Origin of the sequence: Actinosynnema sp. NPDC020468 (assembly GCF_040642015.1) — a bacterium.
Classification (GTDB): domain Bacteria; phylum Actinomycetota; class Actinomycetes; order Mycobacteriales; family Pseudonocardiaceae; genus Actinosynnema.
The window spans coordinates 142,598-165,486 of the sequence record NZ_JBFAEO010000003.1 but is presented as its reverse complement, the minus strand read 5'-3'; the positions used below and the strand labels follow the sequence as shown (position 1 = coordinate 165,486).

23 protein-coding genes are annotated in these 22,889 nt (G+C 73.7%); 13 read left to right on the top strand and 10 right to left on the bottom strand.

The genetic code is table 11. The annotated features are described in order from the left end of the window. Positions 1 to 74: 74 nt before the first annotated feature. From AB0G50_RS04430 to AB0G50_RS04405, 6 genes are all read left to right on the top strand, one after another. Complete coding sequence (locus tag AB0G50_RS04430; RefSeq protein ID WP_360102160.1) at positions 75 to 425, top strand: DUF485 domain-containing protein; 351 nt, start codon at positions 75 to 77, stop codon at positions 423 to 425. Further along, entirely contained in the window at positions 422 to 2,008 is a 1,587-nt protein-coding gene (locus tag AB0G50_RS04425; RefSeq protein WP_360102158.1) for a cation acetate symporter, read from the top strand. The genes AB0G50_RS04430 and AB0G50_RS04425 overlap by 4 nt, the downstream gene beginning before the upstream one ends. A gap of 92 nt (positions 2,009 to 2,100) precedes the next feature. Next, the gene (locus AB0G50_RS04420) at positions 2,101 to 2,436 is read left to right on the top strand and encodes a rhodanese-like domain-containing protein (protein ID WP_360102156.1); all 336 of its coding nucleotides are present in this window, start codon (positions 2,101 to 2,103) and stop codon (positions 2,434 to 2,436) included. A 1-nt stretch (position 2,437) separates the two neighbouring features. Continuing rightward, positions 2,438 to 3,343: a DUF4328 domain-containing protein gene (locus AB0G50_RS04415; protein ID WP_360102154.1), complete on the top strand. Its 906-nt coding sequence runs from the start codon at positions 2,438 to 2,440 to the stop codon at positions 3,341 to 3,343. A 70-nt stretch (positions 3,344 to 3,413) separates the two neighbouring features. Continuing rightward, positions 3,414 to 4,424 (top strand): glycerophosphodiester phosphodiesterase family protein, encoded by a 1,011-nt coding sequence (locus AB0G50_RS04410; RefSeq protein ID WP_360102152.1) that lies wholly within the window; start codon positions 3,414 to 3,416, stop codon positions 4,422 to 4,424. Between the two features lie 30 nt (positions 4,425 to 4,454). Beyond that, positions 4,455 to 5,396 carry a hypothetical protein gene (locus AB0G50_RS04405; RefSeq protein ID WP_360102150.1) on the top strand — a complete coding sequence of 314 codons (942 nt, stop codon included), beginning with the start codon at positions 4,455 to 4,457 and terminating at the stop codon, positions 5,394 to 5,396. Here AB0G50_RS04405 and AB0G50_RS04400 read toward each other — a convergent pair. After that, positions 5,376 to 6,608, bottom strand: coding sequence for a cytochrome P450 (locus AB0G50_RS04400; protein ID WP_360102148.1), 1,233 nt, complete (start codon positions 6,606 to 6,608; stop codon positions 5,376 to 5,378). The genes AB0G50_RS04405 and AB0G50_RS04400 overlap by 21 nt on opposite strands. 92 nt (positions 6,609 to 6,700) lie before the next feature. Between AB0G50_RS04400 and AB0G50_RS04395 the strand changes: the two genes are divergently transcribed. The 3 genes from AB0G50_RS04395 to AB0G50_RS04385 all read left to right on the top strand — a co-directional run bounded on the left by AB0G50_RS04395 (position 6,701) and on the right by AB0G50_RS04385 (position 8,756). Next, on the top strand, positions 6,701 to 7,411 hold the full coding sequence (locus tag AB0G50_RS04395; protein WP_360102146.1) for a glycerophosphodiester phosphodiesterase family protein: 711 nt from the start codon (positions 6,701 to 6,703) through the stop codon (positions 7,409 to 7,411). A gap of 15 nt (positions 7,412 to 7,426) precedes the next feature. Next, positions 7,427 to 8,371 (top strand): DUF5926 family protein, encoded by a 945-nt coding sequence (locus tag AB0G50_RS04390; protein WP_360102144.1) that lies wholly within the window; start codon positions 7,427 to 7,429, stop codon positions 8,369 to 8,371. Between the two features lie 61 nt (positions 8,372 to 8,432). Then, entirely contained in the window at positions 8,433 to 8,756 is a 324-nt protein-coding gene (locus AB0G50_RS04385; protein ID WP_360102142.1) for a DUF952 domain-containing protein, read from the top strand. A 56-nt stretch (positions 8,757 to 8,812) separates the two neighbouring features. On the opposite strand, the gene AB0G50_RS04380 is transcribed toward AB0G50_RS04385, so the two are convergent. Then, positions 8,813 to 9,370, bottom strand: coding sequence for a ferritin (locus tag AB0G50_RS04380; RefSeq protein ID WP_360102140.1), 558 nt, complete (start codon positions 9,368 to 9,370; stop codon positions 8,813 to 8,815). Positions 9,371 to 9,474: 104 nt separating this feature from the next. Continuing rightward, the gene (locus tag AB0G50_RS04375; RefSeq protein WP_360102138.1) at positions 9,475 to 10,722 is read right to left on the bottom strand and encodes an arginine deiminase; all 1,248 of its coding nucleotides are present in this window, start codon (positions 10,720 to 10,722) and stop codon (positions 9,475 to 9,477) included. Positions 10,723 to 10,928: 206 nt separating this feature from the next. On the opposite strand from AB0G50_RS04375, the gene AB0G50_RS04370 reads away from it, so the two are divergent. Both AB0G50_RS04370 and AB0G50_RS04365 read left to right on the top strand, forming a co-directional pair. Continuing rightward, on the top strand, positions 10,929 to 11,276 hold the full coding sequence (locus AB0G50_RS04370; RefSeq protein WP_360102136.1) for a hypothetical protein: 348 nt from the start codon (positions 10,929 to 10,931) through the stop codon (positions 11,274 to 11,276). Positions 11,277 to 11,278: 2 nt separating this feature from the next. Then, a complete protein-coding gene (locus tag AB0G50_RS04365) occupies positions 11,279 to 13,336 on the top strand; it encodes a caspase family protein (protein ID WP_360102134.1) in 2,058 nt (685 codons plus the stop codon). On the opposite strand, the gene AB0G50_RS04360 is transcribed toward AB0G50_RS04365, so the two are convergent. The 3 genes from AB0G50_RS04360 to AB0G50_RS04350 are packed head-to-tail and all read right to left on the bottom strand — an operon-like array spanning position 13,333 to position 15,563. Beyond that, on the bottom strand, positions 13,333 to 13,995 hold the full coding sequence (locus tag AB0G50_RS04360) for a GPP34 family phosphoprotein (RefSeq protein WP_360102132.1): 663 nt from the start codon (positions 13,993 to 13,995) through the stop codon (positions 13,333 to 13,335). The two genes, AB0G50_RS04365 and AB0G50_RS04360, sit on opposite strands and share 4 nt — an antisense overlap. Positions 13,996 to 14,045: 50 nt before the next feature. Further along, on the bottom strand, positions 14,046 to 14,795 hold the full coding sequence (locus AB0G50_RS04355) for a type II CAAX endopeptidase family protein (RefSeq protein ID WP_360102130.1): 750 nt from the start codon (positions 14,793 to 14,795) through the stop codon (positions 14,046 to 14,048). 9 nt (positions 14,796 to 14,804) lie between these two features. After that, a complete protein-coding gene (locus AB0G50_RS04350; protein ID WP_360102128.1) occupies positions 14,805 to 15,563 on the bottom strand; it encodes a DUF2470 domain-containing protein in 759 nt (252 codons plus the stop codon). A gap of 184 nt (positions 15,564 to 15,747) precedes the next feature. On the opposite strand from AB0G50_RS04350, the gene AB0G50_RS04345 reads away from it, so the two are divergent. After that, the gene (locus AB0G50_RS04345) at positions 15,748 to 16,233 is read left to right on the top strand and encodes a hypothetical protein (RefSeq protein WP_360102126.1); all 486 of its coding nucleotides are present in this window, start codon (positions 15,748 to 15,750) and stop codon (positions 16,231 to 16,233) included. Between the two features lie 64 nt (positions 16,234 to 16,297). Further along, complete coding sequence (locus AB0G50_RS04340; protein ID WP_360102124.1) at positions 16,298 to 16,771, top strand: hypothetical protein; 474 nt, start codon at positions 16,298 to 16,300, stop codon at positions 16,769 to 16,771. Positions 16,772 to 16,779: 8 nt separating this feature from the next. On the opposite strand, the gene AB0G50_RS04335 is transcribed toward AB0G50_RS04340, so the two are convergent. From AB0G50_RS04335 to AB0G50_RS04320, 4 genes are read right to left on the bottom strand one after another with little or no spacing between them, the layout of a single operon-like run. Then, complete coding sequence (locus AB0G50_RS04335; RefSeq protein WP_360102122.1) at positions 16,780 to 17,967, bottom strand: VWA domain-containing protein; 1,188 nt, start codon at positions 17,965 to 17,967, stop codon at positions 16,780 to 16,782. A 34-nt stretch (positions 17,968 to 18,001) separates the two neighbouring features. Next, positions 18,002 to 20,185, bottom strand: a complete 2,184-nt coding sequence (locus AB0G50_RS04330; RefSeq protein ID WP_360102120.1) for a DUF5682 family protein — start codon at positions 20,183 to 20,185, stop codon at positions 18,002 to 18,004. Continuing rightward, positions 20,185 to 21,273, bottom strand: a complete 1,089-nt coding sequence (locus AB0G50_RS04325) for an AAA family ATPase (protein WP_360102118.1) — start codon at positions 21,271 to 21,273, stop codon at positions 20,185 to 20,187. The genes AB0G50_RS04330 and AB0G50_RS04325 overlap by 1 nt, the downstream gene beginning before the upstream one ends. Then, positions 21,270 to 22,706: a DUF5691 domain-containing protein gene (locus AB0G50_RS04320; RefSeq protein ID WP_360102116.1), complete on the bottom strand. Its 1,437-nt coding sequence runs from the start codon at positions 22,704 to 22,706 to the stop codon at positions 21,270 to 21,272. The genes AB0G50_RS04325 and AB0G50_RS04320 overlap by 4 nt, the downstream gene beginning before the upstream one ends. Positions 22,707 to 22,889: the final 183 nt, after the last annotated feature.

Genomic DNA, 22,889 nt, shown 5'->3' with positions numbered 1-22,889 from the left:
ATCTGGACGCACCAGGAGGCCTTACGTGCCGTTCATGTTGCTGACACCGTCGACAAGTACGCGAGGAGGGGACCGTGAGCACCACTGAGCACACCCCGCAGGACTCGACCGGCACGGGGCACGAGTGGGTCGCCGTGCAGGCGAGCCCCGACTTCGTGGAGCTGCGCAGGCGGCTGCGGTCCTTCGTCTTCCCCATGACCGGGCTGTTCCTGGTCTGGTACCTGCTCTACGTGCTGCTCGCCGACTACGCCCACGGTTTCATGTCGACCAAGGTCATCGGCAACGTCAACGTCGGCCTGATCCTGGGTCTGCTCCAGTTCGTGTCCACGTTCGCCATCACGACCCTCTACGTGCGGCACGCCAACAAGAACCTCGACCCGAAGGCGGAAGCCATCCGGGCCAAGCTCGAAGGGGGGCAGGAGTGAGCAGCAACGCCGCCCTCAACATCGGCATCTTCGCGGTGTTCGTCGCCGCGACGCTGATCGTCGTCATCCGGGCCAGCCGCAACACCAAGACCGCCGCAGACTACCTCGCCGCCGGCCGCGCCTTCACCGGCCCGCAGAACGGCATCGCGATCGCGGGCGACTACCTGTCCGCCGCGTCGTTCCTGGGCATCGCCGGCGCGATCGCGGTCAACGGCTACGACGGCTTCCTGTACTCGATCGGCTTCCTGGTCGCGTGGCTGGTCGCGCTCATGCTCGTGGCCGAACTCCTGCGCAACACGGGCAAGTACACGATGGGCGACGTCCTGAGCTTCCGGATGCGCCAGCGCCCGGTTCGCGCCGCCGCCGCCACGTCGACCATGGTCGTGTCGTTCTTCTACCTGCTGGCCCAGATGGCGGGCGCGGGCGGTCTCGTCGCGCTGCTGCTGGGCATCACCGGCAAGGGCGGCCAGGCGATCGTGATCGCCGTCGTCGGCGCGCTGATGATCACCTACGTGCTGATCGGCGGCATGAAGGGCACCACCTGGGTGCAGATCATCAAGGCCGCGCTGCTGATCGTCGGCGCCGGCGTGATGACCGTGTGGGTGCTCGCCAAGTTCGGCCTGAACATCTCCGGCCTGCTCGGCGCGGCGGTCGACAACGCGCCCAAGGCCGGCGAGAAGCTGCTCGGGCCCGGCCTCCAGTACGGCAAGACCGGCACGTCCAAGCTCGACTTCCTGTCGCTGGGCCTCGCCCTGGTCCTCGGCACGGCGGGTCTGCCGCACATCCTGATGCGCTTCTACACCGTGCCGACCGCCAAGGAGGCGCGCCGCTCGGTGGTCTGGGCGATCTGGCTGATCGGCATCTTCTACCTGTTCACCCTGGTCCTGGGCTACGGCGCGGCCGCGCTCGTCGGCCCGGACAAGATCAACGCGGCGCCCGGCAAGGCGAACTCGGCGGCGCCGCTGCTCGCGGAGGCCCTCGGCGGGCCGCTGCTGCTCGGCCTGATCGCGGCGGTCGCGTTCGCCACGATCCTCGCCGTGGTGGCCGGCCTGACGATCACCGCGTCCGCGTCGTTCGCGCACGACATCTACGCGAACATCATCAAGAAGGGCGCGGTGGAGGACAAGGACGCCGAGGTGAAGGTCGCCCGGCGGACCGCAGTCGTCATCGGCGTCGTGTCGATCGTCGGCGGCATCGCGGCCAACGGCCAGAACGTCGCCTTCCTGGTGGCGCTCGCGTTCGCGGTGGCGGCGTCGGCGAACCTGCCGACCATCCTCTACTCGCTGTTCTGGAAGCGGTTCAACACGCAGGGCGCGCTGTGGAGCATCTACGGCGGCCTGGCGATCACGATCGTGCTGATCGTGCTGTCGCCCGCCGTGTCCGGCCTGCCGACCTCGATGTTCCCGTCGGCGAAGTTCGACCTGTTCCCGCTGTCCAACCCGGGCATCGTGTCCATCCCGCTGGCGTTCCTGCTCGGCTACCTCGGCACCGTGCTCTCCAAGGAGAGCAACCCCGAGAAGTACGCCGAGATGGAGGTCCGGGCGCTCACCGGCACCGGCGCGGAGAAGGCCGTCGCGCACTAGTCCCACCCGAAGACCCTGTGGGGAACCGCTCACCCGGCCGGGTGAGCGGTTCCTTATGCGGTGGATACCCCGCCGCGTGGCAGCATTGGCGCGTGACCGTTCCCAGCGTTGAAGTGAACGAGGTGCCGGCCGAACTCGGCGGCAAGGTGCTGCTCGACGTCCGCGAGGCCGACGAGTGGGCCGCCGGCCACGCGCCGGGCGCGCTGCACATCCCGATGAGCGAACTCGCGGGTCGGCTCGGCGAACTGCCCGCCGACAGCGAGCTGTACGTGGTGTGCCGCTCGGGCGGCCGGTCCGCCCGGGTCACGCAGTACCTGAACGCGAACGGCTGGGACGCGACGAACGTCGACGGCGGCATGCAGGTGTGGCAGGCGACGGGCCGTCCGCTCGTCGGCGAGGTCGAGGGCGCGGAGCCGGAGGTCGTCTGACGTGCACCCGCAACCGATGCGCGTGGACTGGGTGGCGAGCCCGCCGCCCGGCGCGTACCCGCGCCGTCGGTTCGACGCGCCGCCGCGCCCCTACGCCGGTCCGCCCTCCTACCCGGTACCGCCGCGCTGGGGCTTCCCGCTGCTCGCCTGGCGCTGGCCCACGTCCGTCGCCACGGCCGACACGCGGCCCGCGGACTCGGTCGAGCACGTCCAGCGGCTGGCCCGCACCGCCTCGCACGCGCTCGGCCTGACCGGCCTCACGGCGCTGTGGGCGGCGGGCAGCGAGGTGTGGCGCTACGTCCTGCTGCTGCTCAGCCGGCACGGCGCGCTGTCCGCGACCACGGTCGGCGTGTCCGACGCGATGGTGGTGTCGTCCTCGGTCGTCACGTCGGTGGCGGGCGTGTTCGCGCTGCTGCTCACCCTGCTGTGGCTGCGCCGGGCCCGGGCCGCCGCCGCGTCCGCCGCCGGTTACGCACCGTCGCGGTCCGAGGGCGAGGTGCTCCTCGGACTGGTGATACCCGGGGTGAACCTGTTCGTGCCCGGTTCGGTCGCGGCCGAGTTGGAGCACGCCGCGTTGCGTGAACCCGCGACCACCCGCCCGCGCCCGTCCCGGCTGATCCGCTGGTGGTGGGGCCTGTGGGTGGCGGCCGGCCTGGTGTTCACCGCGACCGTGGCGTGGGGTTTCCGGGACAGCGTGCAGGCGCTGGCCGACGGCGTGCTGCTGCACGTGGCGTCCGACCTGCTGGCCGCCGCGGTGGCGATCACGACGGCCGTGCTGGTCCGCCGGATCACCACGTTGCTGCTGCCGGTGGACGCCGCGGCGATCCGGCGGATGCGGGTGGTGGGCGTGAAGGACGCGCCGGTGCCCGACCTGCGCACCGTGCGGTCGGCCGGAGGCGTGCGCTAGCACCCGGGCGTTCCCCGTTGTTCCTGCGGTGTTCTCCTTGGCGCGCAACGACTCTGCCACGGTGGAGGGCATGCGCGCACTCGTGCTTGCCCTCGTCCTCGCGATGGCGGTCCCGGCGGTCGCGGACGCGCGCCCGCGGCGGGAGTTCGACCTCCAGGCCCACCGGGGCGGCATCGGGTTGACCGTCGAGAGCACCCTGGCCGCGTTCGGCCGGGCGCTGGAGGTCGGCGTCACGACGCTCGAACTCGACGTGCAGATCACCCGCGACGGGCGCGAGGTCGTCACCCACGACCGCAGGACCAACCCGGCCAAGTGCCTCGACACCGCGCCCGCGACACCCGGCGACCCGCTGTTCCCCTACGCCGGGCGCTACGTCAAGGACCTGACGTTCGCCCAGGTCAGGACGCTGGACTGCGGTTCGCGGCGGTGGGACAGGTTCCCCGACCAGGCTTTGTCGCCGGGTGCGCGGATGCCGACCCTGGCCGAGGTGTTCGGGCTCGCGCGCTCCTACCGGGCGTGGGACGTGCGGTTCAACGTCGAGACCAAGGTGGAGGCCGCCGCGCCCGAGGAGACCGCGCCGCGCGAGCAGTTCGTGGCCGTCACCCGGCGCGAGGTGCTCCGGTCCGGCTTCCTCGCCAACGTGACCATCCAGTCCTTCGACTGGGGCACGCTCCAGCTCTGGCGGCGGACCGACCCGAGGTTCCGGCTGGTCGCGCTGACCCAACCCGAGTTCTTCCGGCCCGGCTCGCCGTGGACCGGCGGCCTGGACCCGGCCGACTTCGGCGGCAGCCCGGCCCGCGCGGCGCGGACGTTCGGCGCGGTCGCCATCTCGCCCGTGCACGGCAACCCGCAGGACGGCAAGGTCACCGACCCCGGGTACGTCCCGTTCACCACGAAGGCGATGGTCGAGGACGCGCACCGCAACGGGATGAAGGTGATCCCGTGGACCGTCGACGACCCGGCGACCATCGGGAAGCTGATCGACGACGGCGTGGACGGCCTCATCACCGACTACCCCGACCGGCTGCGCACGATCCTCCAGGAGCGGGGATTCCGGCTGCCGAGGCGGTACCACCGCTAACGGGCCGCGTCCGGCCGCGATGGCGCAGTCATGGGAGTGGAACGTGGCGAGTGGCTGTGCCGGCTCGGTGTGGCGGGCGCGGTGCTCGCGCAGGTCCTCGCCGACGACTCGCGCGGCGACGTGGCGATCTGGGGTCGGGTGGCTGCCGTGGCCCTCGGCGTCACCGCGCTGAACGGGTTCCGGTTGCTGCGTTACGCCGCCGCGCCGCGCGACCGGCTGCGAGCCGAGTGGCGCACGCTGTCGGTCTACTACGGCCCGGGCGTGACCGGCGACCGCGCTCAGCGCCGGGTGCTGCGGATCACCGGCGCGGTGTTCGCCTGCTCCGGGGTGCTGCTGCCGCTCACCACCTGCCTGTCGGGCCACTGGGTGTGGGCACTGCTGTCTGCGGTGTCGACGGGCGCCGTGGTGGCCGGGTGCGCGCCGTTCTTCGCCCGTCGAGGTCCTCGGGTGCGCGCCGGGATCGCCCGATCGCTGCGCAGTCCCCAGGCGTGGGTCGTCCTCCTGGTCTGCGGCCTGTCGGCACTGGTGTTCGCCTTTCTGGCGTCCGCCGGCGCGGGCCTGCTGATCGCGGGCCTCGTGGTGTGCTGTGCGGGTGTGCTGGCGCCGCTGTTCGAGGCCGGCCGGGTGGTCGCCGACGTCGTCGGCGCGCGCCGGGACCGGGTGCGGTTGGCCTACCGCGCGCGGTTCGAGTCCGACTACCCGCTGCTGGACTCGTTGCGGGACACGGCGACAGCCGAGGGCGCCCTGGCCCTGCTCGACCGGCTGGACCACCCGCTGCCGGCTCCGGACCGCGGGCTGCTCGCCGAGGTGGCCGACGTGATGGACGACGACGACCCGCGCGCCGCGGTGCTCGCGATCCTGCCCGTCCGGCACTACGCCGTTCCGGGCGGTCGGCGGAACCCGCCGCTGCGGTGGGCGCACAGCGCGGCGGTGCGGGAGCGGATGCGGTCGCTAGCCGCGGCCCAGGTGTAGTTCGCGCCAGCCGCGCATCACGAACTCCTGGCGGCGTTCGGGTTCCGCGGCCAGCACGGCGTCGGGGAGCCTGCGGGTCAGCGCGGACAGCGCGGCCTCGACCTCGATCCGGGCCAGCGGCGCGCCCAGGCAGTAGTGGATGCCCATGCCGAAGCCGAGGTGCGGGTTCGGCGAGCGGGTGATGTCCAGCACGTCCGGGTCGGCGAACACCGCCGGATCGCGGGCCGCCGCGCCCAGCAGGGCCGCGATTTTCGTACCCGGTGGCACCGTGTGACCGGCGATCTCCACCCGTTCGGTGGCGGTCCGTTCGAAGAGCTGGAGCGGCGAGTCGTAGCGGATCGACTCCTCGACCGCCGACGGCAGCAGGTCCGGCGCCGACACCAGCAGGCGCCACTGGTCCCGGTGCGCCATGAGCGCGCGCACGCCGTTGCCGATCACGTTGACCGTCGCCTCGTGCCCGGCCATGAGCAGCAGCACGGCCGTGGCGACCAGTTCGTCCTCGGTGAGCTTCGCGCCGTCCGCGTCGGTCACCGCGACCAGGTCGGACACCAGGTCCTCGCCCGGCGAGGCGCGCCGGTGGGCCACCAGCTCGCGCAGGTAGGCCACGAACTCGGCCGCCGCGCGCTCCGCCGCCGCCTCCTTCTCCGCCGGCAGGCCGTACTCGTACATCTTCACGATCGCGTTCGACCACGGCTGCAACAGCGGGCGGTCGGCGGCGGGCACGCCCAGCAGCTCGGCGATCACCTCGACCGGCAGCGGGGTCGCGACGTGCGACAACAGGTCCGCCGAGCCCTCCGAGCCGATCTTGGCGACCAGCTCGTCCACCAGCCGGTCGGCCAGGTCCGCGACCCACGGCCGCAGCCGCTCGACGTGGCCGCGGCCGAACGCGGCGGCCACCAGCCTGCGCAGCCGGGTGTGCGTCGGCGGCTCGTTCTCCAGCAGCGAGTTGCGGTGCAGCAGGTTGAACGCGGTGAACCGCTCGACCGGCTTCGCGTCGGTCCAGATCCGGCCGAGCCCGCGGTGCCGCAGCACGGCCTGGCAGGCGCTGTGCGACACCGCCAGCGCGATGCCCATCCCGGGGTGCTCGTGCACCTCGCCCCGCTCCCGCAGCGCCGCGAACGTCGCGTACGGGTCGGCGAGGAAGGCCGGGTCGTGCTGGTCGAACGGGGTCACGGTCACGGACGGTAGGTCGTGCGGAGCGGTCCCGTCCATCGGCGTGTGGTTGTGCGTTCAAATAGTCAGCAAGTCGTGACATCAAGTAGTCGGGTTGACCCGTTCGGTCTCCACCAGCAGCATTCCTCCTCGTGTCGCCTGAAGTCGTCGCCCACCGCGGCGCGTCCACCGCGGAGCCCGAACACACCCTCGCCGCGTACCAGCGCGCGATCGCCGAAGGCGCAGATGGGCTGGAGTGCGACGTCCGGCTGACCCGGGACGGGCACCTCGTCTGCGTGCACGACCGCACCATCGACCGCACCAGTGACGGACGCGGCGTGGTCAGCGGGATGACACTCGATCAGCTGAAAAAACACGACTTCGGCCGGTGGCACGGCGACGAGCCCGCCGACGTGCTCGAACTCGACACGCTGCTCTCGCTCGCCGCCGACCACGACCGGCGGGTCTTCGTGGAGACCAAGCACCCCGTCCGGTACGGCGACCGGGTCGAGAAGGCGCTGTCCGCCGCGCTCGCCCGGCACCGGCTGGACGTGGTGATGATGTCGTTCAGCCTCACCGCCGTGCGCCGGTTCAAGACGCTGCGGCCCGAGGTGCCGACCGTGCTGCTGTTCGACCGGCTGTGGCCCGAGCGGCTGCCCGGCTGGGCCGACTTCGCCGGACCGGGCGTCCACCTGCTGCGCCGGCACCCCGACCGCGGTCGCGGCGCCTACTGCTGGACCGTGGACGAGCCCGCCGACGTGGCCCTGTGCGCGGAGCGGGGCGTCCGGTTCGTCGCCACGAACAACCCGGCGGACACCCGCTCGCTGCTTGCGGATAACTTGACGCGCGACCAGGGACCCTGACCTTTGGAGGCCGCGGTGGCGAAGCGGACGGCCGTGAAGACCAAGAGCGCGGACGGCGTGAACCCCCGTCAACCGTGCCCGTGCGGCTCGGGCAAGCGCTACAAGGCGTGCCACGGCGGCGCCGGCGGCGCGGCGGACGTGATCGTGTCGCGGCCCTTCGAGGGCCTCGCGGCCGAGGCGGAGCTGATCGCGCTGCGCGAGTTCGTGCCGGCGGCGACCGTGCCGCTGCCGATCAAGGACGGCGCGCGCGAGGTCGTGCTCGCGACCGTGCTGCCGATGGCCGCCGCGGCGCTGGTACGGGGCGACGGCACGGCGTTCGTCGGCCTCCAGGTGCAGACCCGGTCGGGTGATCTCTCCCGCGACCTGGCGCGCGCCGTGCAGTGGGCGCTGACCGCCGAGACGGGCGACGCGCTGCCGATCGTGGGCGTGGACGACGGCACGAACCCCGGCCGCTTGCAGGACCTCCTCGACACCGAGGCCGGGTTGAGCCCCGAGCTGCACACCGACTTCGCGTGGTGGATGCCGCCGGGCACCGAGCCGAGCGGCGAGGTCCAGCTGTCCCTCGAACGGGCGAACGCGGCGATCCTGCCGACCGAGCGCCTGGACGCGCCGGGCGTGTTCGCGGCGTACTGGGTCGACGCGGGCGACAAGGCGCACCTGCGCTGGGTGCGGCCGGAGCCCGAGGAGCGGCTGCTGGCCGCGCTGGCCCGGCTCGCGGTGCGCTCCGAGCACGACCTGGGCGAGGGTTCGCGCTACGCGGGCTCGTTCCGCGCGCACGGCCTGCTGGTGCCGGTGTGGGACCTCGACCGCGAGCTGCACTCCAGCGAGTGGGCCGGTCCGGCCGAGGCGCTGGGCAAGCGTTTGCAGGACGCGCTGACCAGCCTGGACGACGAGCCGCTCACCGAGGCCGAACGGCGGGCCCGGGACGGGCTGCGGGGGCGCCAGATCACCCTCAGGTGATACTTGTCCACAGGTATCCCCACCTTTGTCCACAGGAACCTGTGGACAACTTGGAGGACGAGTGATCCTGAGGATCAGCCCGCGCGACGACTGGAGTCGTGACCGGGAGGCAGGTGCCATCCCGCTCGACCCGGACGGCTTCGTGCACTGCTCGGACCCCGGCACCGTGCACCTGCCCGCCAACCGGCTGTTCCACGGCCGCGCGGACCTCGTGCTGCTCCAGGTGGACCCGGACGGGCTGCCGGTGCTGTGGGAACCGGGCGAGACCGAGGACGGCCCGTGGTTCCCGCACGTCTACGGGCCGATCCCGACCGACGCCGTGGTGGCCGTGCACGAGTTCGCGCCGGACGGCGCCGGCACGTTCCACCCATTGCCCGTGCTGTAGTCGCGAAGCCGGGCCGGGTCCGCGAGGGACCCGGCCCGGGAGGCCACCGGTGGCGCCTAGACCGTGCCGCCGGCCGCGCGCGGGGCGCTGCCGTCGGCCGCGTCGCCGACCGTCTCGCGGTTGAGGAACGCCTCCACGTGGAAGAGGTTGCCCGCCGCGCGGTCCACCACGGTGAGCAGCGTGCTCATCGACGCGACCTCCTCCACCTGTTCCTTGAGGAACCACTGGAGGAACTGCTCGCCGATGTAGTCGCCTTCGTCGCGGGCGGTCTTCGCGAGCGTCACGATCTGCTCGGTGACCGTCTTCTCCTGTTGCAGCGCCAATTCCACCGGCTGCCGCGCCTCGGTGAAGTCGTTGCGCACCGCGTCCACCCCGGGAATGGCGACCTTGAGCCCGTTGTCCATCAGGTACTGCACGATCATCATCGCGTGGTTGCGCTCTTCGAGCGCCTGCTTGTAGAAGTGCGCCGCGAGTCGGGGCAGGTCGTTGCCGTCGAACCACACCGCGATGGCCACGTACTGCTGCGCGGCGGTGAACTCGTGCCGCACCTGTTCGCGGAGCAGTTCGTGGAACTTGGAGTCGCGGGTTTCCGAGAGTTTCCTGACTGTGGCCATGCGCCCAGGTTAACCGGAAAATGATTCCGGCGCACCGAAGGCAAGGCTAATGAACAGGTTCGGAAAGGGTTCCCTAATTTAGGCGATCCTCTGTGACCCTTTTCTCACACCAGCGCGGCGCGGTCGATCGGGCACGACATGCAGCGCGGTCCGCCGCGGCCGGAGCCCAGTTCCGAGCCGCTGATCCGGAGCACCTCGACGCCCGCGTCCTCCAGCCGGGCGTTGGTCTCCACGTTGCGCTCGTAGGCCACCACGAGGCCCGGTCCGACGGCCAGCGTGTTGTTGCCGTCGTCCCACTGCTCGCGCTCGGCGGTCACCGGGTCCAACCCGGTGTCGATCACCCGCAGCCGGTCGATGCCCATCACCTCGGCCGCCGCCGCGAGGAACGGCCGGCGGTCCGCCACCACGACGCCGCCCGCGCCGTCCGAGCGCACCGGGAACGCGTCCAGGCTGTCCCGCACCGCCGGGTACATCACCACGGCGTCCCGGTCGACCATCGTGCACACCGTGTCCAGGTGCATGGTCGCCCGCTCCTGGGTGATCGGCACCGCCAGCACGGTGTGCGCCAGGCCGTCCGCCAGCGCCGACCGGGCGAACGACTCCGCGCCCGCCGGCGTGGTCCGCTCGCCGACCCCGATCGCCAGCACGCCCGGCGCGAGCAGCAGCACGTCGCCGCCCTCCAGCGGGGCCGAGTGCGCGCCGTACGCGCGGCCCGTGCGGCGGAACCGGGGGTGGTAGGCGTAGATCAGGTCGGTCAGCGCGGTCTCCCGGTCGCGGGCGGGCAGCGCGAGCGAGGTGATCGCGACCCGGTCGCCCACCCACACCGACGAGTCGCGGGTGAACAGCAGGTTCGGCAGCGGGTTCACCGCGAAGTCGATCGGGTGGTGCATCTTGCGCACCAGGGACGCGCCCTCGGCGGCGGGCAGCTCCTCGAACGTCATGCCCGTGGTCAGCGTGGTCGCCAGCTGCTCGGGCGAGGCGCCGGACAGGTGCGAGCGCAGCGCGTCCGCCAGGTCGATGCCGAGCCTGCGCTCGTCCACCGCGCTGTGGATGCCCGCGATCCGCGCCCGGTCGTCGTGCAGGGCGCTGACCAGCAGGTCCGACAGCAGCAGCACCTCGACGCCGCGGCCGCGCAGCACCTCGGCGAACGCGTCGTGCTCCTCCTGGGCGCGGTCCACCCACGGCACGCCGTCGAAGAGCAGCTGGTCGTTGTTGCGCGGCGTCAGCCGCTTCAGCTCGGCGCCGGGCCGGTGCAGCAGCACGGTGCGCAGCGGACCCACCTCGCTGTCGACCCTCGGCGCCGGTTCGGGCGTGCCGTCGATGGTCCCGGGAGCTGCGATGTGCGCGGTCACGGCGTCGAGGGTAACCCGGAGAATGCGCAAGTCGCAGCTCCAAGGTGGTCTGGATAACCGAAGTAGATGGCAAACGCGTCTCAAGGCGTCGATTCGTTGCGTTCTGAACAGGTACAGCAGGTCGATCGTTGCGGCGTCACACCGGTCCACCTCGTTCCGATGTCACCGTCGGGCGGCATGATCGTGGGGACAGGGGAGGACATCAGGTGGACATCAGGGTGACGGTCGACGCGCCGGGCAGTGCGGCGTCGGCCACCGGGATGCTGCTCGGCGAACTGCGCGACCAGGCGCGGGTGGACGCGGCGCCCGCGCCCGAGGCGTTGCCCGCCGGCGCCAAGAGCGGTGCCGGCGCGGCCCTCGCGGAACTCGTCGTGAACGGCGCGGGTGAGGCGGCGGTCGGCGCGATCGCGGCCGTGGTGACCGCGTTCGTGCAGCGGCGCAGCGCGCGCAAGGTGGTGCTGAAGGTCGGCGAGGACGAGCTGACCGTGGAGGGGCTCGACGCGCGGACGCAGAAAGCGCTCGTGGAGGACTGGCTGCGGCGGCACGGGGACTGACCGTGGGCAGGCACGCGTTGCTCGTCGCCACCGGCGACTACGCCGACGCCCGGCTGAGCAGGCTCCGGGCGCCCGAGCAGGACGTCGACCGGCTCGCCGCGCTGCTGGAGGACCCCGACGTCGGCGGGTTCGCCTCCGTCGCGGTGCTCAAGGACGAGCCCAAGAGCACCGTCGAACGGGCCGTCGAGGACCTGCTCGCCGACCGCGAGAGCGACGACCTCGTGCTGCTCTACTTCTCCTGCCACGGCCTGATGAACCCGGCCCGCCGGCTGTTCTTCGCCGCCGCCGACACCCGGCAGGACCGGCTGGCCAGCACCGCGCTGTCCCGCGCGTTCGTCAACGACCAGCTGGAGGGCTGCCGGGCCGCCGGGCGCGTGCTGGTGCTCGACTGCTGCTTCAGCGGCGCGTTCAGCGACGGCTTCAAGGGCGGCGCCGAGCCGGTGATCGAGGACCGGGGCGAGGGGTACGCCGTGCTCACCGCCACCAACGGCTACGAGTACGCCTACGAGTCCTCCGGCGACGGGTTGGAGGCGCTGCGGTCCTCGGTGTTCACCGACGTGGTGATCCAGGGGTTGGCGAGCGGTGACGCCGACCTCGACGGCGACCGGTGGATCGACGTGGACGAGCTGGCCAAGTACACCTCGCGCGAGGTCGCGCGGCGCACCGACCGGCAAACCCCGATGTACTTCGCGCGCGGGTCCGGCTCGCTGCGGATCGCCCGCGCCGGTGCCGGCGGCGTGCCCTCGGGGGTGCGCCGGGTCGCCTCCTACACGTCGGCACAACTGTTGGTGGCCAAGGGTTTCCGGGTTGCCGCCGAACCCGTGTGGCGCACCCTGGGCCCGGTCGGGCGGCGGGCCGTGGTGACCGTGGACGGACAGCCCGTCGAGCTGGGCGACGCGTCCGCGATCGCCGAGGCCTACCAGCCCGACGACCCGCGCGACGGGCTCGGCGTCGGCTACGTGCGCGACCTCGTGCGGCAGGTGCGGCTGGACGCGGGCGACGGCGCGGCGTCGGCGGTGGCCGTGGCGCAGGGCGCGATCACCGGCCTGGTCGACGCGATGCGCGACGGCGCGAACCCGGTGCGGCTGATGCGCGGTGTCGACGCGGCCGCCAAGCGCGCCGCGGAACTCGTGGTGCGCGACCACGTCGAACTGCTGCCCGGCGACGTGGCGCGGCTCGCGGCGTCGGTCGCGGGGTCGGCGCGGATCGGGCGGGTGGTGGCGTCGGTCGTGGAGCGGACCGGCGCCGGCGGTCCGGTCGTGGTGGAACGCGGTCAGGGTTTCGGGCTGGAGCACGACTTCGCGCGCGGTGTGCGCTTCGATCGCGGCTACGCGTCCAGCCTGTTCGTCACCGACACCGCCCGGCACGAGGCCGTGCTGGACCAGGCGCGGGTGCTGCTGGTGTCCGGCCGCGTGCCGGAGCAGGTGGGTCCCGCCACGCTGGGCAGGATCTTCGGCGACTGCCCGGCGCGGCTGGTGGTGTGCGAGCAGGTGTCGCACGGGCTGCTGACCGCCGTGCTCGGCCTGCCGCGGCCGGCGCTGCTGGTCGCCGCGGACCGCACGACGCTGGGTCTGCTCCGGGTCGCGGTCGGCGGACTGGTGCTGGAGGCCGACCTGCTGGGTTCGGCCGGCACGAGCGCGCTCGGCGGCGCGACCAAGGTCGTGTCGTCCGAGTGGGAGACGTCGGTGATCGGGCCGCGCGCGGACGGCGACCGGGCCTCGGCGGCCGTGCTGCGGGCGTCGGCGGCCGATTTCGGCGCGGTCGAACGGGCCGTGCGCGCGGTCCGGGGCGCCGCGGCCGAGGGCGTGCTGCGCGGCGGTGGCGTCGGGCTGCGGTCGATCGGCGAGGTCCTGGCGGGCGAGGCGACCGGCACGCCCGAGGAGGTCGCCGGGTGGCGCGCGTTCGCGACCGCGCTGGCCGCGCCGTCCGACCGGCTGGCGGACAACGCGGCCGTCGAGCCGCACGACCTCGACCCCGGGCTGATCGACTCGGCCGCGGTGGTGCGGGTCGTGGTGGAGGCGGCGGCGCGGACGGCCGCGCGCTTCCTGCGGGTCGCCTAGCCCGACGCGGCCGCGGACGCCGCGATCGTCGTGCTGATGATCGCGGCCTGCACCTGCTCGATCGCCTTGCGGGTCGCCTCGGACGCCCAGTCGCCCTCGGAGATCTTCTTCAACCGCGCCTTGACCTCGGCCCGCGGCAGGTCCTTGAACACCTTGCGGTCGTACTGCACGGACCTGACCAGGGACGCCAGCGCAGCGGTGCGCTCGTCCACCGGGTCGTCGCCGGTCACCGCCCTGGTGAGGCGCTCGCGCGCGTCGGTCTCCTGCGGCGGCTGCACGCCGTCCGGCGCCGGGTAGCGGGTGCGCGGGAACAGCAGCAGCACCCGGTCCTCCTCGCGGCGCAGCACGCCCGCGTCGACCAGACCCGTCAGCACCTGGTCCGGCAGGCCCTTGGACAGCTTGTCGACCCACGCCTTGGGCCGGCGCGGCTTGTCGTCGCCGATCCTGGTCAGCGCCAGGTCGAGCACCGGGTTGCCGGTCGGGGCCGGGTTCGTGACGGTCACGTGCTTGTCGACCACGTCGATCCGGCCGGCCAGGGTCAGCTCGACCAGCACCGCGCCCGCCAGCCCGAAGCCGAAGTTGGGCTGGCCGAGCTTCCGCGTGCCGTCGTCGTCGTAGGCGAGCAGGGCCAGTTCGTCGGCGAGGGTGAGGTCGCTCATCACCCGATCCTAGGCACCGCGCGGCGCGGCCCGCCGGGTTTCCGGGAGGTTCAGGGCAGCCAGGAGACGAGACCGCGCAACACCGTGTAGCCGACGAACGCGACCACGTCGAGCAGCGTGTGCGCCGCGATCAGCACCCACAGCCGGTTGGTGCGCTGCCAGACCTTGCCGAACACCAGACCCATCACCACGTTGCCGAGGAAACCGCCGAAGCCCTGGTAGAGGTGGTACGAGCCGCGCAGCACGGCGCTCGCGAGCAGCGCCGCGTTCGGGCGCCACCCCTGCTGACCGAGCCGGGTGATCAGGTAGCCGACGACCAGCGTCTCCTCGGCCCACGCGTTGCCGGCGGCGGACAGGACCAGCACCGCGCTGCGCCACCACGACTCGTCCAGCGTGGACGGCTGCACGGCCAGGTTGAAGCCCAGGTGGTACATCAGCAGGTACAGGCCCAGACCCGGGATGCCGATCACCGCGGCCAGGCCGAGGCTGCCCAGGGCGTCCTTGAGCGGCCGGGTGCGGTCCAGGCCCAGTGATTTCAGCGCGATGCCGCCGGTCCACAGCAGGTACAGGCCGAGCCCGCCCCACGCGGCCAGCTGCGCCACGCTCAGCAGCTGCGCGATCAGGTCGAGCAGGTCGAACCTGGCCTGCGGGACGTTGATCGCCACCGACTGCTGGTTCAGCGGCACCGGTTGGAGCAGGCTGTCGACCAGCCTGACCAGGCTGCGCGCGCCGGACATGCCGAGCGTGATCGCGAAGACGAGCAGCAGTTCGACCCGGATGGCGCGGCGTTCCTGGAGCACCCGTGGAGGTTAACGGCGTTGCGCGAGGAACGGGCAGCCCATCAGCCTGCGCAGCTCGACCGACAGCTCCTGGGCGGTCGCGACCGGGCGGGAGAACGCGATCCGCACGTCGTGGTCCTCCTCCGCCGCCTCGACCCGCAGCCGCAGGCCGAACCGGTCCAGGCCCAGCGGGCGGACGTGACCGCCCCGGAGGTTCTCCGGCAGGTGCTGGGAGAGCAGCCCGACCACGTCGCGGTGGGACAGCTCCAGGTGCCGCAGCCAGTGGTCCTCGTGCGCGCAGAACGGGTCCGGCACGGCGGCCGCGAACAGCTCCGGGCGCAGCGACACGGTGCCCTCGGCGTCGGCGACCACCAGGGACGCCGGGTCCAGGGTCAGCACCGCGGCGCCGTGACCGACGTCGAGCAGCCTCGGGTCCGGCTTGGCGTCGGCGACCTCCAGCGCGGCGCGGCGACCCTCCTCGACGTCCAGGGCGCGGATCCAGCCGGTGATCCACAGCAGGCCGCGGACCGGTTCGCGCAGCGGCACCGGCGCGTGGTCGGCGATCTCCAGCACGGCGGTCAGCTCGGCCCTGCGCGCCGCGCCGACCAGCGGGTGGTCGTCGTCGAGCAGCACGGTCGTCCGACCGCCCGGGTGCACGTGGTGCAGCAGCGGCACGACCCGGTCGTCCGTGCCGTCCGAGGGCAGCAACGCGGCGCGCCCGCCCCGTGCGGCCATGGTCCGCGCGCGCTCCGCCGGTGGCGGAGCCGGCGGTCGACGGTTCTCGCTCACCGCCTCACCTCCCCGACTTAGGTCACCCTAACTTGCCGGGCCGCCTCCGCGAAACCCCCGCCAGGATCCCGCGGGTTCGCCCGCCCGGCACCCCGAGTCCGCCGGTCGGTCATCCCGGCGCCGTGCGCGGGGGTCCGGTTGGCGGATGTCCGGCGGGTGCCGGCGGTTTTAGCCTGGGCGCGGGGTGAGATCGGACTTGGGTGGCGGGCCGTCCACCGACGGGGTGGCGATGGAGGACGCCTGGACGCGGCACTGCCTGGAGATCGCCGGGCGGCGGGCGTTCGGGTGGGTCGTGCTGGGCGCGATCGCCTTCGTCGGACAACTGTTGTTGATCTTCCTCGGGCACGTGCCCGGCCAGGTTCCCCTGATGCTGCTGGTCTTCTCCGTGGTCGTGCTGGGGCTCGGCATGGCGCGCCGCCGGGTGCCGCCGGTGATGGCCGACGAGCCGTGGCGGTTCGCGCGCGTGCACTGGCGCGGCGGACGGCTGGTCGTGCACGGGGAGCCCGAGCTGGTGCTCGACGTGACCGCCGGGCCGATCAGCCGCGGACGGATCAACCGGCACCGGCGCGCCTGGTACGTCGGCCCGGACCGCGACGGGCACTCGGTCGTGACCTTCCGCGGCGTGCCCCGGCTGTTCCCGGCGCGGTCCGCCGGGCGGTCACCCGGGTGAGGTGTGACCCGTTTCGCCGGTGATCGACCCGGCTACCCGGCCCGCACCTGGTTTGGTGGAGGGCGTGAGCGTGGTGGGCGAGGACTGGACCCGGAGGTGCCTGGCCAGGGCGGACCGCAGGGCGGCGGCGTTCGTCGGGTCGGCGGTGGTCGCGGGTGTCGTGGTGTGGCTGGCGTCGGGGTGGCTCGGGTCGCGGTGGGTGCTGCTGCTGCTCCCGCTGTGCCTGGAGTTCGCCGTGCCGGGGTTGCGGCACCTGGCCGGGCGGCGCGCGGTGCGGCGGTTGCTCGGCTCGTACCCGTGGCACGCCGAGGCGGTGACGTTCGTGCCGGGGCGGACCCGGGTCGGGCGGCAGGCGTTCCTGGAGGCGGCCGGGTCCGACCGCACGTTCCTGCGGCTGCCCGAGATGCCCGAGCGGGTGCGGGAGTACGTGCGGCGGTACGGGCAGGTGTGGCTCGCCGGGCCCGACGCGCGCGGCCGGGTCGTCGTGCTGACCCGGGGCATGCCGTTCCTGATCCTCGGCCGGGTGGTCATCCGCTAGCTCCGGCGTCACCGACCCACCGGGATGCCGGCCTGCTCGGCCCACGCGGCCACGTCCTCCTTGCGCAGCGCGGTGGCCAGCAGGTCCGGGAAGCGGTCCGGGGTGCAGGCGAACGAGGGCGCGCCCAGGTCGGACAGGGCGGCGGCCAGCTCGTGGTCGTACGCGGGGGTGCCGCTGTCCGAGAGCGCGAGCAGCACCACGACCGTGACGCCGCTCTGCACGAGTTCGCGCACCCGGCGGCGGAGTTCCCGCGCCACACCGCCCTCGTAGAGGTCGCTGATCAGCACCAGCACCGTGTCGGCCGGCCTGCGGACCAGGGACTGCCCGTACGCGACCGCGCGGTTGATGTCCGTGCCACCGCCCAACTGCGTGGCGAACAGGAGGTCCACCGGGTCGTCCAGCTGCTCGGTCAGGTCGACCACCTCGGTGTCGAACACGACCAGCTTCGTGTCGACGCTCTTCAACGTCGCCAACGACGCGCCCAACACCGCCGAGTACACGACCGACTCGGCCATCGAGCCCGACTGGTCCACCAGCAGGACCACGTCCTTGAGCGCGGCGCTCCGGTTGCGCCGCTGCCGGCCGAGCAGGTCCTGCACCACCACGGTCCGCTGCTCGGGTTGGTAGTGCCGCAGGTTCGCCCGCACCGTCGCGTTCCAGTCCACATCGGCCGGCCGGGGCCGCCGGGTCCGTCGCGAGTGGTCGACCGCGCCGTGCACCGCCGCGCGCAACCGGTCGGCCAACCGCCGCTCGATGTCCTCGACCACCTTGCCCACCACGATCTTCGCGGTTTCCCTGGTGCGCGCCGGTATCGCCGAGGACAGCGACACCAGGGTGCCCACCAGGCTGACGTCGGGCTCCACACCGGACAGCAACTCGGGCTCCAGCAACAACTGCCGCAACCCCAGGCGCTCCACCGCGTCCCGCTGCATCACCTGGACGACGGAGGAGGGGAAGTAGGTCCGCACGTCGCCGAGCCAGCGGTGCAGCACCGGCGACGAGCCGCCCAACCCGGCGCTCCGCTTCCCGCCCGCGTCGACCGGATCGCCCCCGTACAACCCGGTCAGCGCCGCGTCGCGCCGCCGGTCGTCCTCGCCCAGCGCGGTCAACCCGTCGCCCGCGGCCCCGCCCAGCAGCAACCGCCAGCGCCGCGCCCGTTCGTCCGCCGTGCTGTCCACGTTGGCCTCCGCGGTCATGTGTCCTCGTCCGTGCTCGTGGTGGAGGGAGTGGTCACGCGTCCGCCAGGAGGGCGCGGACGTGGTCGGCGAGGCGGGTGGCGAGGGCTTCGTCCCAGTCCTCGGCCCGGCTGCCGCCCTGCGCGGTGCCGGCTTTGACCCGGTCGCCCAGCAGGCGGCGTTCGGAGGCGCTGAACTCGGTCACCGCGCGGCGCAGCAGGGGCAGTGCGGCGTCGAAGTCGGCCGGGGACAGGCCCGTCAGCCACTCGTCCACCACGGTGAACAGCCGCGGGTCGGCGGCCAGCAGGGCGGCCGAGCCGCGCAGGAAGCCCGCCACGAAGGCGGTGGCGCCCGCGTGGTGGGACACCGCGCGGTGCAGCCGGACCGCCACCTCGGACGAGTCGAGCACGCCCTCCTCCCACAGCAGGCGGGTGGCGCGGCCGGCGGGGAGGCCGTGTGCGTCGGGCATGGTGGTGAGCGTGGCCAGGGCTTTGCGCCACGTGCCGCGGTGGGCGTCGTCGGCGGCCAGCCGGACCGCGTCGTCCGCGCCGTCCACCGCGGCCAGCGCGCGTTCGGCGGTGTCGTCGTCCACGTTCCGGCACGCGAGCGGGAGACCGACCGCGCCGCGCGCGAGCAGGCCGTGCAGCGCCACCCGCAACAACTCCGGGTCCGTGCCGCGGACCGAGCCGTAGCGGACCGTGGTGGCCAGGTCCGGCAGGGCGGCCAGCAGTTCCAGCGCGTCGGTCGCGGCCGCGGCGCAGCGGTCCAGGGCGAGCCGCGACGCCGTGACGGCGGCCTCGATCTCGCAGCCGACCGACCGGTTCAGCACCTCCGCCGCCTCGACCACCCGGCCCGCCGCCGCCGCGCGTTCGACCAGCACGTGCCGCGCCGCGCCCTCGACCGTCGTGCCGTGCCTGGCCGCGCCCGCCAGCGCCACCGCGAACTCCGGCTTCCAGTGCAGCTGCCACGCCTCGGCGAACGTGCCGAGCGTCCGCGTCGTGTCCGGCGTGCCCCACGGCACGCCGAGAACCTCCAGGCGCCGCAACAACTTCGACCGCTCCCGGTCCACGTCCTTGCGCAGGTCCAACCGCATCGGCTTGACGAACGCCGGTGCCGGCATCCGCAGCTTCCGGCGCAACCGGTCCAGGTCGACCGCCAGCGGCGACCGCGGCACGCCCTCGCCGACCTCGCCCAACCGCTCGCCGATCACCAACCGCTCGTGCACCAGCCTCAGCGGCACCTCGTCGCCGCCGCACAGCACGGCCAGCGCCGCCTCTGTCACCTCGGACAACCCCGGCGTCGGCCGACCGCGCAGGGCCGCGAGCGTGTCCGCGAGCCGCACCGCCTCGACCGCGCTCGCCGTCGACGCCGGCAGGTCCTCCGACCGCAGTACCGAGCACGCCCGGGCGAACCACCGCGCCACGCCGTCACCCTTGGCCGCGGTCTCCCACAGATGGGCGTACCAACCGGGTGACGTCACGCCCGCGCCGTAACCGGACGAGGACGCCAGCCGGCCGTGGCTCCACGGCACCCACGTGCCCGACACCTTGCGGCGCGGCAACCCCTTGAGGGCCGCCGCGTCCACCGCCGCGGGCGGCAGGTCGCGCAGCGCCGGCACGTGCCACGCCCCGCAGACCACCGCCACCGGGCCGGCGGTCGACTTCAGCGCGTCCCGGACGCCCTGGCGCATCCGGGCCTCCCGGCGCAGCGTCCGGGCGTCGACCTGGTCGGCGAACTCCTCGCGCAGCGCCGTCATCGCCTCCACCACCGCCTCGGCGAGACCGCGCGGGTCGGTGTGGTGCTCGACCACGTCCTCCCACCAGCGCTCCGGGTCGTCGAACCCGGCCGCCTCGGCGAGCGTGCCCAGCGGGTCCACCACGGCCCGCGGCTCCTCGCCGTCCCGTTCCTCGTCGGCCAGCGACACGGCCGCCGGCAGGTCGAAGAACCGCACCGGGACGCCGTTCGCGTCCGCCCACGTCATCGCCTGCCACTCCGGGGAGAACTCGGCGAACGGCCAGAACGCGGCCCGCGCCGGGTCCGCCTCGTCGTGCAGCAGCAGCGCCACCGGCGGGGTCAGGTCGCGGACGTGCGCCAGCAGCGCGTCGCCCTCGGGCGGACCCTCGATCAGCACGACCTCGGGTCGCAGCGCCCCCAGTGCCGCCACGACCATCCGGGCCGAGCCGGGACCGTGGTGCCGGATGCCGAGCAGCGTCACCCGGTCGGGAAGCGGACGGGTCATCAGCCCACCAGGTCCTGGCACGCGCGGTAGAGGTCGCGCCACTCCGACCGCTCCTTCACCACGGCCTCCAGGTACTCCTGCCACGCCGCCGTGTCCGACACCCGGTCCTTCACCACCGCGCCCAGCAGCCCCGACGCCACCTCGTCCGCGGTGATCCGACCGTCGCCGAAGTGCCCGGCCAGCGCCATCCCGCTGGTGACGACCGAGATCGCCTCGGCCGTGGACAGGCTGCCGCTCGGCTTCTTCAGCTGGGTTCGACCGTCCACAGTGGACCCGTTGCGCAGCTCGCGGAAGATCCGCACGATCCGGCGCACCTCCTCCAGCGCGGGCGGCTCGGCGGGCAGCTCCAGCGCCTTGCCGAGCTGCGCGGCCCGGCTCGACACGATCGCCACCTCGTCGTCCTCGGTCGCGGGCGGCGGCAGCACGACCGTGTTGAACCGGCGGGCCAGCGCCGAGGACATCTGGTTCACGCCGCGGTCCCGGTCGTTCGCGGTCGCGATCACGGTGAACCCCGGCACGGCCTGGACCTGGGTGCCGAGCTCCGGGATCGGCAGCGTCTTCTCGGACAGGATCGTGATGAACGAGTCCTGCACCTCGGCGGGCATCCGGGTCAGCTCCTCGACCCTGGCCACCGCGCCGGTGCGCATCGCGGTCAGCACCGGGCTCGCCACCACGGCCGCCTCGGACGGGCCTTCGGCGATCAGCCGCGCGTAGTTCCAGCCGTACCGGACCTGGTCCTCGCCGGTGCCCGCGGTGCCCTGCACGACCAGCGTCGAATCGCCGCTCACCGCCGCCGCGATGTGCTCGGACAGCCACGACTTGGCCGTGCCCGGCACGCCGACCAGCAGCAGCGCCCGGTCGGTGACGAGGGTGCCGACGGCGACCTCGACCAGCCGGCGGTCGCCCACGTACTTCGGCGCGATCACCGTGCCGTCCGGCAGCGTGCCGCCCAGCAGGTACTTCACGACGGCCTGCGGCGACATCCGCCACCGCGGCGGGCGCGGGCGGTCGTCCGCGTCCGCGATCGCGGTCAACTCGGCGGCGTACTGCCGCTCCGCGGCCGGCCGCAGCACGGTTTCGGTGGTCACGGGGTGTCCTCCCGGTCGGTGGGGTTCGGGGTGAACGCGACGCGCAACCGCATGCGCAGCCGCAGGGTGTCGAGTTCGCTGGTGTGCTCGGGCCAGCGCCCGGTGATCGTGTCCCACCGCGCGCCGAGCACCTCGGCGTCGCCGCGGGCCAGCAGCACCGCGGGCGGGCGCCCGGCGCGCCACCTCGGGTCGCGCATCCCGGCGTACCGGGTGAGCAGCGCGGCCGTCGCCTCGGCCGACCACGGGCCGGGCAGCTGGGAGCACGCGTGGTCGAGCAGGTCGTAGTTCCACTGCCGGGACACCTCGACGACGGTGCGCGCGGCCAGGTCCGCGGGCAGCCCGGCCAGCATCTCCAGCTGCTCCATGCCGGTCAGCGACCTCGTCGCGGCGACCGCCCACGGCCGCGCGTCCACGGCCAGGTTCAGCCGTTGCGCCACGCCCCGCAGCAGCGACGCCGCCCACGGCCCGCGTTCCAGCACGAGCGCCGCGCCCGCGTCGTCCTCGCCGAGCCGGTCGGTCCAGTGCCCGGGCGGCACGCTCGCCGCCGCGCCCCTGATCCGGCCCGCGATCCCCGACTCGGACCCGTCGCGCAGCAGGTCCCGCGCCTCGTCCGGCTCGGGCGCGCGGTCGGCCCACAGCTCGTCGGACTGCACGTCGAACCCGTCGGCGGTGCGCCAGAGCCCCCGGTACAGCCGGTCGGCGGCCCGCTCGGCCAGCCGCGACGACGGCAGGTGCCGCACCAACCGCAGCGCCTCGTCGTGCACGCCGACGGCCCGGTCGTCCAACGCCCGCTCGAGCAGCGGCTCGTCGGCGTCGGACAGCCCGGCCTCCAGCGCGCCGACCACCGCCTGCCGGTCGATCGCGCGGGGTTGGCGGTCGTACTCGGTGTCGAGGAACGCCCGGACGCCCGCCGGGTCGTCCAGCCGGGCCCGCCGCAGGTGCGCGGCCCTGGTCGCGACGGGCAGGTCCATGACGGCCGCGAGGTCGACCTCGCGCGCGCCCTCTGTGGCGGCCCAGGACCAACCGGGGCGGACGCCGGCCAGCCAGCGGCCCCGGGCGCCCAGAACGGCCGTCACGGCCTGCCTGAGGCCCGGGTGGGCGGTGCCGAGGCCGAGCAGGGCGGGCAGTTCGCGGTGCTCGGCCACCACACCGGCCGCCCTGGCCATGCCGCACCACTCGGTCAGCAGCACCTGGTCGTCCAGCGCGAGGATCTCCGACAGCACGGCCCGCGCGGCCTCTCCGGCCTGCACGTCCGCGACCGCGGCCGCCACCGGCAACGCCACCTCGTCCACGAGCGCCGGCACCGACGCCCCGAACGCGGCCGGCCCGAACACCGCCACCCGGTCGAGCAACTCGCCCGCCGACGTCCCGGACCGCGACGCGCCCACCAACAACGCCTGCACGGCCGCCTCCCACTCCTCCCGCACGCTCACCGCCCCACCTCCGGTCGGGACGCGACGGCCCGAGGCGCCGCGGTTCGTGACGGGGGCGTCCGGTGGGGCGGTGGTGGGCAGGCCGGGCCGGCGCTGCTTCGCTTTCTCGGGTTGTCGCTCGGGTCGGGTCGGTGCGCGTGGCGTGGTGCGGTGGCCCGGTGTGCCGGGTTTCGTGGCGCGGGC